Source organism: Bacteroides sp. AF39-16AC, assembly GCF_003602735.1.
GTDB classification, from domain to species: Bacteria; Bacteroidota; Bacteroidia; order Bacteroidales; family Bacteroidaceae; genus Bacteroides; species Bacteroides uniformis.
The window spans coordinates 388,498-400,627 of the sequence record NZ_QTLN01000001.1; the positions used below are offsets into that span (position 1 = coordinate 388,498).

General features: G+C 50.6%; 7 protein-coding genes. 2 read left to right on the plus strand and 5 right to left on the minus strand.

The annotated features are described in order from the left end of the window. Positions 1 to 2: 2 nt before the first annotated feature. From DW039_RS01570 to DW039_RS01580, 3 genes are all read right to left on the minus strand, one after another. Complete coding sequence (locus DW039_RS01570; protein ID WP_005833056.1) at positions 3 to 734, minus strand: 6-phosphogluconolactonase; 732 nt, start codon at positions 732 to 734, stop codon at positions 3 to 5. A gap of 22 nt (positions 735 to 756) precedes the next feature. Next, positions 757 to 1,698 (minus strand): ROK family protein, encoded by a 942-nt coding sequence (locus DW039_RS01575; RefSeq protein WP_120381599.1) that lies wholly within the window; start codon positions 1,696 to 1,698, stop codon positions 757 to 759. Between the two features lie 130 nt (positions 1,699 to 1,828). Beyond that, on the minus strand, positions 1,829 to 5,761 hold the full coding sequence (locus DW039_RS01580; protein WP_120381600.1) for a two-component regulator propeller domain-containing protein: 3,933 nt from the start codon (positions 5,759 to 5,761) through the stop codon (positions 1,829 to 1,831). A gap of 125 nt (positions 5,762 to 5,886) precedes the next feature. Here DW039_RS01580 and DW039_RS01585 point away from each other — a divergent pair, with 125 nt between their 5' ends. Continuing rightward, the gene (locus tag DW039_RS01585) at positions 5,887 to 8,856 is read left to right on the plus strand and encodes a PEP/pyruvate-binding domain-containing protein (RefSeq protein WP_120381601.1); all 2,970 of its coding nucleotides are present in this window, start codon (positions 5,887 to 5,889) and stop codon (positions 8,854 to 8,856) included. A gap of 1 nt (position 8,857) precedes the next feature. Here the strand turns inward: DW039_RS01585 and DW039_RS01590 are convergent, their stop codons facing one another. Then, positions 8,858 to 9,925, minus strand: coding sequence for a metallophosphoesterase (locus DW039_RS01590; RefSeq protein WP_165853090.1), 1,068 nt, complete (start codon positions 9,923 to 9,925; stop codon positions 8,858 to 8,860). A 70-nt stretch (positions 9,926 to 9,995) separates the two neighbouring features. Between DW039_RS01590 and menA the strand changes: the two genes are divergently transcribed. Then, entirely contained in the window at positions 9,996 to 10,907 is a 912-nt protein-coding gene (gene menA / locus DW039_RS01595) for a 1,4-dihydroxy-2-naphthoate octaprenyltransferase (protein ID WP_120381603.1), read from the plus strand. 6 nt (positions 10,908 to 10,913) lie between these two features. On the opposite strand, the gene rfbB is transcribed toward menA, so the two are convergent. Further along, a complete protein-coding gene (rfbB, locus tag DW039_RS01600; RefSeq protein WP_120381604.1) occupies positions 10,914 to 12,053 on the minus strand; it encodes a dTDP-glucose 4,6-dehydratase in 1,140 nt (379 codons plus the stop codon). Positions 12,054 to 12,130: the final 77 nt, after the last annotated feature.

The following is a 12,130-nucleotide window of genomic DNA, read 5'->3' on the forward strand; positions in this document are numbered from 1 at the left end:
ACTTAGCAGTTAAGCATGCTTGCCGCCGCCTCATCCAGCAGAAATTCACAGTTGGGATGAAGCTGAAGGATGGAAGCAGGAACATCTGTTGTCACAGGCCCTTCAAGCATCCGCTTGACAATATCCGCTTTATTAGTCCCTTTGGCAACCAGTACAATCCGGCGTGCCTGCATAATGTTCTTTATTCCCAAAGTAGCCCCTCCCAACTCTTTATCGGGAGGAGTACCCGTTTCTCTACGGATGCGTTCTTCCAGTTCCACATTCATCCGGGTCACCCATGCTTCACCGCCAAAGGGAGATTCTGGCTGGTTGAATCCCAGATGTCCGTTCTCACCCAACCCTAAAATCAGCAAATCAATACCGCCACGGTTCGCAATTTCCTGCTGGAAATCCCTGCATGACTGTTCAAAATCACCAGAAATGGTAGGCAGCATCAAAAAATTCTCTTCCTTGATGCCCAATGTATCCATCAACTCCGTTTTCAGCATCGTGTAGCATGCTCCGGCATATTCGCGCGGCACATTCGTTACCTCATCCAATCCGAAGAAAGTAACGGTATCCACCTTAAACGGATATTTAGTATAGATTTCTCCCACCAACCGATGAAGATTGCCGGTAGTACGTCCCGTCGAAAGTCCTATCACACTCTCCGGTTCATTCAACATCTGCCCGATGATGCGCCATGCAGCCGTGCAGTCAAACTCCTTTTCATTCTTTGTTATTGTTATTTTCATATTCTTAATCATTAATTCCTAATCACATATTCATCGCCACCGCACCGGCCCCCAGAAGCCCGATAAATCCGGGATTCAGTTTCGTAATGACAACCCCGTTGCTGACAAAACGCATGGTCGTAGGATGAAGTTTCTCCAGAATCTTCTCGTGCATATACCCGTCGGCCACAATGCCTCCACCCAACACCACCGTGTCCGGGTCAATCATACGTACCAGATTCATTATAAGATTGGCAAGCGCCTCAGCTGCATTCTCTACCAGCACCGTACAGAGAGGGTCACCTTTCTGACTAAGTGCAAACACCTCACTCACAATCACCCGTTCCCCTTTTTCAGCCGGAATATGCAGGCCGGTCTCATACTGGTTGCGGAGCAGACGGGCACAATTGTCAAAACCTATGCCGGCAGCAATCGCCTCCACACAGTCCATCCGTCCACAACCGCATTTAATGCCTATGTTCACACCTACACGCACGTGTCCCACTTCGCCGGCATTGAAATGACTGCCACGGATTTGTCTCCCATTTATCACCGTACCCACGGCAATGCCTGTACCTACATTTACGTATATGAAGTTTTTGGAAATTTGTCCGAATCCCCAGACGCGTTCGGCTCTTGTAGCGCTCTTCACATCATTGTCTATATGGCAAGGCATGCCATATATATCCGACAGTTCCTTTGCCAACTCAATCCGCTGTGTCCTGCTCGGGTCAATCTGCAGCCAGACACCTTCGTTGGGATCTACACGCCCTATCAGCCCAACACCCATCGCTACCGGTTTCTGGTCATACCAGCCCACGGTACGGATATAATCATCGAGCGACGACTTGATGATTTCCAGCGCAGCCTGCTGATTAAAGTAACCGGAGTCATATTTCTTATACCTCAAAATGTTGCCACGGCTATCCATTTCGCCAATCAGCAACTTCGTGCCTCCTAAATCAAGACCTAAATACGTTTCCATTTTTTATATGCGTTTTTTAATATTGTTTACTGTCCACAATATTACGCACTATCAGGGAGACAAGGGTTTATTCTCTGACAAAAAAGGTTTAATACTTGTCAGCGGTGGTTCAAAAGCAGTCTTCATGGCTCTAAATTTTGCTGGGACTGGTACCAAACTGCTTTTTGAAGCATGTACTGAAATATTTCGGGTCAGAAAATCCGACCATATTCGCCACTTCCCCTATCGAATATTTCCGGGAAACCAGCAGCTCTTTTGCCTTGTTCAAACGGACAATGCGGATGAAGTCATTCGGTCCCTGCCCGGTCAGCGTCTTTATTTTATTGTAGACAGAAGTGCGGCTCATGCCCAGCATCCGGCAGAAGTCATTGATGGAGAATTCCGAATCGGACAACTCCTCCTCAATCACTTTCATAACCTTGTCCAGAAACTCCTTGTCCAACTGGCTGGTATAGTCTGTCTCTTCGGGCTGCGCATCCATCGCCAACACGGTTTCGCGCAAATGCTGCCTATTCTGAAGAATATTCCTGATACGCACTTTCAGCACAGACAAGTCGAAAGGCTTGATGATGTAGTCATTGGCACCGGCTTCCAGTCCGAAGATGATATTTTCCCTCTCACTCAGTGCGGTCAGTAATATAATAGGTATATGGCTTGTATCTACCGATGACTTCAGAATCCGGCACAATTCATCACCTTCCAGTACCGGCATCACAATGTCCGAGATAATGATATCAGGATTGATTTCCCTTGCCGTCTCCAATGCCTTTCCGCCGTCGGGCACGGCAACTACCTTATATTCGGAAGACAAGCTGTCCACCAGATACTCCCTCATATCCGCATCGTCCTCTGCCAGAAGAAGGACATTCTTCCCGGCACGTTCCGTTTCTTCATGCACAGCCCCGGTAGCGGCCTGAGCTTCTTCCCGGCCGTCAGCCTTCGCTTCCACCGCCACGCTCGCCTTTATCCTCTGCGGGAAAGTTACCGTAAACGTAGTTCCCTGCCCTTCCACGCTACTGAAAGAGATGGTGCCGTGATGCTGTTTCACAATGCGGCGCGTAATCATCAGACCGATGCCCGAACCGGTTTCCTCAAAGTTCATGGCATTCTGGGCTCTATAATATTCGTGGAAGATATTGCCCTGCTCCTCTTTCGGAATGCCGATGCCCGTATCCTTCACTTCAATAGTCCATTTCTTTCTTGCAGTCTTCACCAGTATATGGATGACTCCCTTCTCTGTATACTTCAAGGCATTGGAGAGCAGATTGTCTATGATATGATCCATCTTCTCCCGGTCAATCCAAACCTTGGGCATATCCGGCTCCACCTCCAACTCTATCCCGACGCTCTTCTGCATGGCAGCTAAGTGAAACTCCGCCATTTTTTCCTCCAGATAAGCCTTAATGTCGTATGGAGAAACCTTCAGACACTCCTCGGCATGCAGTTCCGTTTTCTGCAACTCAAGCAGTTGAGTAATCATTCCCATCAGTTTTTCCACATTCTTCATAGCCACCGCAACGGTTTTCTTACCCTGCTCCGGAAGTCCCTCCTGCGCTTCGAGCTCGCTCAGCGGAGCCTTTATTAAAGTAACCGGTGTACGGATATCATGGGCTATACTGATAAAGGAACGTATCTTGTCCCTTATACGCCCCTCGTTCACCTTATGCCTCCTATACTGCACAAACATGTAGACAAAGACAGACAACAAAATGAAATAGATGAACAGCGCCCACCACGAAACCCAGTAAGGGTTATGAATGACAATGTCCAGACTTCTTTCTCCCACCTGTTGCCCGGTGTATTTATCAAATGCCCGCAAGCGGAATACATACTTACCGGACGAGAGATTCATATAGCTCACGTTCCGCACTGAATTGGAGTGTTCCCACTCTTCATTGTGATTTTCGAGCCTATACTCATACCTGATACGATGCGGGACTGCAAAGTTGATGGCAGAGAAGGAAATAGAGAAGGAGTTTTGATTATACTTCAAATCTATTTTCCGGGTATCATTGATATTCGTTTGCAAAAGAGAGCCTTTCATTCCCGCTTTGACCGATTCGTAAAGCAGTTTAAAGTCTGTCAGAATCAGCTCAACAGACACATGGGGCCCTAAGTCCAAAGACGGGAGAAAGGAAAGAACCCCTTCTGCGGTGCCGAAAGCAAGACATCCATTCTTCAACTTAAGGGCAGCATTCGGATTGTAATATCCCCAGCTGACATCCAAAAAATCATTGGCACTGATGATAATATCCCGGGAACAATCCAAGCAATACAATTCCTTCTCCGTACTGAACCAGATACGCCCTTCGTTATCCTCCAGCAGGCTGTTGATGGAATTGGAAACCAGATTGTCATCTACGGTATAGGCATGCGCCTCTTTCCCATCCGGCCCAACACGTATAAGGCCTTCCCCGTCTGTAGCCAGCCAGGTATCGCCGGATGAGGACTGCATCAGGCAACGGATAGGATAATTCAGAGAGATGTCTCCAAACGTCTGATGCCACTGCGTGTCTCCCGACTTCTTATCAAAGACGGCCAACCCGCTGCAACCGGCAATCAGTAATGAGCCCCCCTTACCCGGCTTTATGTCACCTATGCAATCAATCGGGTAATATGTATAAGTATCCGTCCGTATATCGTAACGGGTAAACTCTCCTTCAATACCACCGAACCAGACATAATCCCCTTCCGCATAAATGGCATAAACATAGTCGGTGGCCATTCCCTTCTCCGGATGTGCATTTCTTTTCTCTTTCTTCTGTACCCGTCCGGTCTGTTTATGAATACAATAGACACCGATACCATAGCCACCTACCCAGATGTTTCCCCCGGAGTCTTCGGCAAGCGCCAATACCACTTTGCCACTATATTCCGTACCGTCCAGATAGTGGGTCCATTTGCGTGACCGAGGTTGATAGAGGCTGACGCCGTTGTTTGTACCATACCAATAATCTCCCTCCGAGTCCTGAAACATCACATTTACATGGTCCGACTTCAGGGAATTATCATTATTGCGTTCGTGCCTGATTCTATAGACATCCGGCATCTCCGGATCCAGATAGCTGATGCCATTCGTAGAAGTGCCAATCCATACAACTCCGGATTCATCCACACAAATATCGGATACCGTATTACCACTCAAGCTTTTGTCATCATCCCCGTTATTCATATAATGGTTCAAAAGTTCTCCGGTAGCGACATCCATGCAAAAAACACCTGCACCGTCGGCTCCCACCAGCAGCAAATTATCCTTTGTCCTTGCAAACGAACGGATAGGTACATGAGGAATCCGGTCATTCAAGGAATGTATTTGCCCTTCGGGACCGTCAAGCACAAATACGCCGTTTGAAAAGGTACCGATGAACAGCTTCGCTCCGAAGACATAGAGCGATTCCACATGCATCTCTGTATGCAGGTCAACCGGCCTCGTCTCAAAAGACGAAGAACCTGCCGCTCCTGCCTTCGTCAGCCGGAAGACACCCTTGTCGGTGCCTGCAAAAAACACTTCATCTTCCATTTGGACTATGCAACGGACAGATTGCCCCTTCAATCCGGCAAAAGACAGCCCTGCACTTTCTTCCCAAGAATAAAGCCCCTTTGACATACACAACCACAAACGGTTTTCGTCATCAAACAGCATATTATACAATACCGGAGAAGGCAGGTAATCGGCCAAGTCCACACGCAATTGGAAAGAGTCCGTCAGTTTGTTGTATGCATAGATTTTTCCATTCTTCAATGCAACCCAGACAATACCCTCCTTATCACACATCATGGTAGTGGAAGACTGGATATTGTCCCTGGAATCAACCATTCCGTCCAACTTGTAATGCTTGATTTCATTCCCGTCATAACGATCTATCCCGACATGAGTATACACCCAGACAAATCCGGCTGAATCCTTGTTTATCTGGAATACTTGCCGACTGCCCAATCCCTCCTTGATACCCAAGGTGCGGAATGAACCGGCAAACAAGTCAGCGGACAAAAAAACGAACACCCATAACAGCAGAAATGTACATGCAACGGATTTATATGGAAACGGATATGGAGCAGACATAGGTCATATATTGTTTTTCGGATGCAATATTACGCATAAATATAAAAAAAACGGTCGAAAAACTATCCGAATAGGTTCGATTTCTATTACTTTTGCCTTCCGAAACCAACAAATCATGAGAAGCCATGCTCAGTAAGTTCAAATTAAACCAGCTCTATTTCAAGGACACACAGTTTGCCAACCTCATGACACGGCGCATTTTCAACGTCCTTCTGATAGCCAATCCTTACGATGCTTTCATGCTGGAAGATGACGGCCGCATCGACGAAAAGATATTCAATGAATACACTTCGCTCTCCTTGCGCTACCCTCCCCGTTTCACGCAGGTTTCCACTTGCGAGGAGGCGCTGACACAGCTGTCCTCCATCTCTTTCGACCTCATCATCTGCATGCCGGGCACGGGAGACAACGACAGCTTCGACGTGGCACGATACATCAAAAACCTGTATGAACAGATTCCGATGGTGATACTTACCCCTTTCAGCCACGGCATCACCAAGCGTATTGCCAATGAAGACCTCAGTCCCTTTGAGTATGTGTTCTGCTGGCTGGGAAACACCGACTTGCTGGTTTCCATCATCAAGCTGATAGAGGACAAGATGAACCTGGAGCACGACGTCAACGAAGTGGGTGTGCAGCTCATCCTGCTGGTGGAAGACGGCATCCGCTTTTACTCCTCCATCCTGCCCAATCTGTATAAATTCGTATTGAAGCAGAGCCAGGAATTCTCTACTGAAGCACTGAATGCCCACCAGCGCACACTGCGCATGAGGGGACGTCCCAAAATTGTACTGGCACGTACCTATGAAGAAGCCTTTGGCATCTACCAAAAATATAAGAATAATATATTAGGTGTCATCACCGACGTACGCTTCCCCCGCGTAGAACGGGGCGAGAAGGACGGACTGGCCGGTATCAAGCTCTGTGCCGCCATCCGCAAGGAAGACCCGTTTGTACCCCTTATCATACAGTCCAGCGAATCGGACAACGTAGCGTATGCAGCCAAATACGATGCCGCCTTCATCGACAAGAATTCCAAAAAGATGGATGTGGACCTGCGCCGTATTGTATCAGACAATTTCGGCTTCGGCGACTTTATCTTCCGCAACCCGGACACGCTGGAAGAGATTGCCCGCGTAAAGAATCTCAAAGAGCTGCAGAACATTCTTTTTGCTGTTCCGGCAGAATCATTCCTTTACCACATCAGCCGCAACCACGTCAGCCGCTGGCTCTACTCGCGTGCCATGTTTCCCGTGGCAGAGTTCCTGCGGCCCATCACCTGGAATAGCTTGCAAGACGTGGATGCCCACCGTAAAATTATCTTCGAGGCTATCGTGAAATACCGCAAGATGAAAAACCAGGGAGTAGTGGCAGTCTTCAGGCGCGACCGCTTTGACCGATACTCCAACTTTGCCCGTATTGGAGACGGTTCGCTGGGAGGCAAGGGGCGCGGACTGGCTTTCATCGACAACCTGGTGAAGCATCACCCCGAGTTCGAAGAGTTTGAGAATGCCCGTGTCGCCATCCCCAAGACCATCGTGCTCTGTACCGATGTGTTCGACGAGTTTATGGATACCAACAATCTGTATCAGATAGCCTTGTCCGATGCCGACGATGACGTCATCCTGCGCTACTTCCTCAAAGCAAAGCTGCCCGACCGCCTGGTGGAGGACTTCTTCACCTTCTTCGACGTGGTGAAGTCGCCCCTTGCCATCCGTTCGTCCTCGTTGTTGGAAGACTCGCACTACCAACCCTTCGCCGGCATCTACAACACCTACATGATTCCCTATCTGGACGACAAGTACGAGATGCTGCGCATGCTGAGCGATGCCATCAAGGGAGTATATGCTTCGGTCTACTTCCGCGACTCGAAGGCATACATGCAGGCAACGAGCAACGTTATCGACCAGGAAAAGATGGCTGTCATCCTGCAAGAGGTAGTGGGCAACCAGTATGGTGATCGCTACTACCCCAGCATGTCCGGCGTGGCACGTTCGCTCAACTACTACCCCATCGGCGACGAGAAGGCAGAAGAAGGTATCGTCAATCTGGCGCTCGGTTTAGGTAAATACATCGTGGACGGTGGCATGACGCTCCGCTTCTCGCCCTATCACCCCAACCAGGTGCTGCAAACCAGCGAAATGGAGATTGCCCTCAAAGAGACTCAGACCCGCTTCTATGCCCTCGACCTGCGCAATGCCGGTCACGACTTCTCCATCGACGACGGCTTCAACCTGCTGAAACTGCACGTCAAAGAAGCGGAAAAGGACGGAGCACTGAACTACATAGCCTCCACCTACGACCCTTACGACCAGATTATCCGCGACGGGCTTTATCCCGGCGGACGCAAAGTCATCACCTTTGCCAACATCCTGCAACACGACGTATTCCCCCTGCCACGCATCCTGCAACTGGCTTTGAAATACGGAGAGCAGGAGATGCGCCGTCCCGTAGAGATAGAGTTTGCCGCCACCATGAGCCGCGAGAAGGACAAAACCGGCACCTTCTACCTGCTGCAAATCCGCCCGATAGTCGACACCAAGGAGATGCTGGATGAAGACCTTACCGCTATTCCAGACAACCAGGTACTGCTCCGTTCCAACAACTCATTGGGACATGGCATCATGAACGAGATACATGACATTATCTATGTGAAGACAGACGACTATAGTGCCTCCCACAACCAGGAGATTGCCTGGGAGATAGAGAAGCTGAACCAGCAGTTCCTGGACGAAGGCCGCAACTATGTCCTTGTAGGTCCCGGACGCTGGGGTAGCAGTGACACCTGGCTCGGCATCCCCGTGAAGTGGCCGCACATCAGCGCCGCCCGCGTGATAGTGGAAGCCGGACTGACCAACTACCGGGTAGACCCCAGCCAGGGAACCCACTTCTTCCAGAACCTGACCTCCTTTGGAGTGGGATACTTTACCATCAACGCCTTTATGAATGACGGCGTATACAACCAGGAATTCCTGAATACACAGCCTGCCGTACACGAGACGAAGTACCTGCGGCATGTACATTTCCACCAGCCGATGGTGGTAAAGATGGATGGCAAGAAGAAACTGGGAGTGGTGCTGATGCCCGAAGAATAAATCAGTCCGTCAGCCGGTGCAGCACAATCATCACCACCTCTGCGGGAGCAAACATGCGGATAGCTTTCTGCGAAGTGCCGATGCCGTTGGTGACAATCATCGGGATGTTCTTTGAGTTGTACTTCAGCCCGGAGAGGAACCGCTGCCCGTAGTGCGAGGGGACTATCGGTGCATAAAGCCCGAACAGCGTCACCTGCCCGCCATGCGTGTGTCCGGCCAGGATGAGATCGGAGTTTGTCACCGGGACGTCCTCGGCATAGTCTGGCGTATGCGTCAGCAGGATTACGAAATCGTCGGGCGAAAGGCCGAGTGTGGGCGATGTGCCGTTCTTGCCCAAGTCGAAAGGATTGCGCACGCCCGCCACAAGAATCCGCTCGCCGCCACGCCGCAGAGTGTCCACCTTATGCTCCAGCAGATGCATGCCATAATGCCTCATCTCACGCACGATGTCGTCATAGCAAGCCTCGTAGTCATTGTTGCCAAGCACGGCATAGGTACCCAACGGCGTCTTCACTTGCGCCAGGGCAGCCATGACGGGCGGCACGTACTGGCAGCCTTCGTGAAAGTCGCCGCCAATCAGCAGCACGTCGGCCTTCTGGTCTATGAGCAGGCGGACCAGGTCCTTCAATCCCTCCTCCTTCAGCAGGCTTTTGTAGTGCAGGTCGGAGACAAAGGCGATGCGGAAGCCCTCGAAGGCGGCAGGCACGTCGCGATGCGTGAAGTCGTACGTCTTAATGCGGCTGACGCCCTTATAGGCCGAGCCTACGTGGGTGGTTTTCGATGTGATTCTTGTACCTCGCTGCACAATTACCTTTTGTACCGGTGCCGTTTTCTTTATCTGCTGTTTCTTTACCTCGCCCTTCGCCGGCTGGCGGCGGACATTACGCAAATCAGACTGGTCAAAGGTGAACATCGGCGAAAGGCGGGCAGGCAACCCGATAGTATCGCCAAGCTGCGTGCTGTCTGCCTGCATGACTGGCTGCGGCAACGACACGGTAATCATCCGCTTGGACCGGCAGGAAGACAAGAGCAGCAAAAAAAGAATGGATATGTAGACTAACTTCTTCATCATAAGTGGGTGCAAATATAGGGATTTTCAGTATTTTTGCTGGCAGATGCCGAACTAAATTGGAACTACAATGAACGAGATTAAACAGAATTCACCCTATGCATGGTTTCTCGCCGCCCGCCCCAAAACGCTGACGGGAGCCATCATCCCGGTACTGCTGGGCAGTGCCCTTGCCTTCAGCGACGGGCAGTTCAAGACCGCGCCTGCCCTGCTGTGCGCCCTCTTTGCCTGCGGCATGCAGATTGCCGCCAACTTTATCAACGACCTCTTCGACTTTCAGAAAGGGACCGACCGCCGGGAAGACCGGCTGGGTCCGCAGCGCGCCTGCGCCGAAGGCTGGATTACGTCGACGGCCATGAAAACCGGTATCGGCATCGCACTGACACTGTCTTGTCTGGCAGGGCTGGCAGTGCTGTTCACCGTCTGGGGGCAGCTGCCCCACGGAGGCTGGGAACTGGTAGTGCTGGGCGTGGTGTGCATACTGTTTGCTTTCCTCTATACCACACAGCTCTCCTATCGGGGATGGGGCGACGTGCTGGTGCTGGTGTTCTTCGGTTTCGTGCCCGTATGCGGCACCTACTACGTGCAGGCCTATACACTGAATATGGATGCGGTGGTGCTGTCGCTCGTCAGTGGCCTCGCCATAGACACCTTGCTGATGGTGAACAACTATCGCGACCGCGAGCAGGATGCCGTAAGCGGCAAGTGTACGCTGGTGGTGCGCTACGGCAAAAGGTTCGGTGAGAATATGTATCTGGCACTGGGCATCGCCGCCGTGCTGCTTTGCTTCTGGTTTGTCTACACGGGCAAGCTGACTCCGCCGGAATTTATCTGGGCTCCCTGCGTCTACCTATACATGCACGCACTGACGTGGCGCAAGATGGTGAACATAGGCAGCGGTAAAAAGCTGAACAGCATACTGGGCGAGACTTCGCGCAATATGCTGTTCTTAGGATTACTATTGGCAGTGGCACTGAGTTAGTGATTATCACTTTCCTCCATACATCTGTTCGTAATACTTCTGATAATCGCCGCTAGTCACTTCTTCCACCCACGGCTGGTTGTTCAGGTACCATTCGATGGTCTTGACGATGCCAACCTCGAACTTCGTCTCCGGATACCAGCCCAAGGCATCGGTAATCTTCGTGGGATCGATGGCATAGCGCTGGTCGTGGCCCAGACGGTCTTTGACGAAGGTGATAAGATCTTCATTTATCCAACTGATGTCAACCGTGCCGTCGGCTGCTTTTACCTGTTTCTTCAATACTTCGCGGTAACGGGGTTCCTCCTTCATCAAGCGGTAGACAGTGGCAATAGTGAGCTTTACAATTTCAAGATTGGTCTTTTCGTTGTGACCGCCTACGTTGTAGACTTCGCCTTCCACACCCTTGCGGACAACCAAGTCGATGGCTTTGCAGTGGTCTTCCACGTAGAGCCAGTCGCGCACGTTGCTGCCGTCGCCGTAAACGGGGAGGTTCTTGCCTTCGAGGATATTCTTGATGATGAGCGGAATCAACTTTTCCGGAAAGTGGTAAGGGCCGTAGTTATTAGAGCAGCGGGTAATGGTGACGGGCATCTTATAAGTATCATGATAAGCCATCACCACCATATCGGCACTCGTCTTGCTGGCGCTGTAGGGGCTGTGCGGACAGAGCGGAGTTTGCTCCGTGAAGTAGCCTTCGGCACCAAGTGAGCCGTAGACTTCGTCGGTAGATACCTGATGATAACGGACGCCTTTGCGCCAAGCAGGATAACCGGACTCGTCCTTACCCGTGACCCAGGCACGGCGGGCGGCGTCGAGCAGGTTCTGTGTACCCAGGATGTTGGTCATCAGGAAAAGTTGGGGATTCTCTATGCTGCGGTCCACGTGGCTTTCGGCAGCAAAGTTCACCACGTAATCGAATTTATATTTAGCAAACAGTTCATCGGCAAGTACGCGGTCGCAGATGTCTCCTTTTACAAAGAAGCAACGTTCGTCGTCAATGTCGTTGGCAATGGTACCCAGGTTGCCTGCGTAGGTCAGGGCATCCAGTATCACCACTCTAATATCATTATGTCTTGCCAGGATGTATTTAATATAGTTGGCGCCGATAAAGCCGGCAGCACCGGTTACGAGATAGGTTTTCATGAAAATGATTAGTGATTAATGATTAATGAAATAACTAAAGTAAATAATAGTATCAGCAATGAGGGGTATCAAAAACA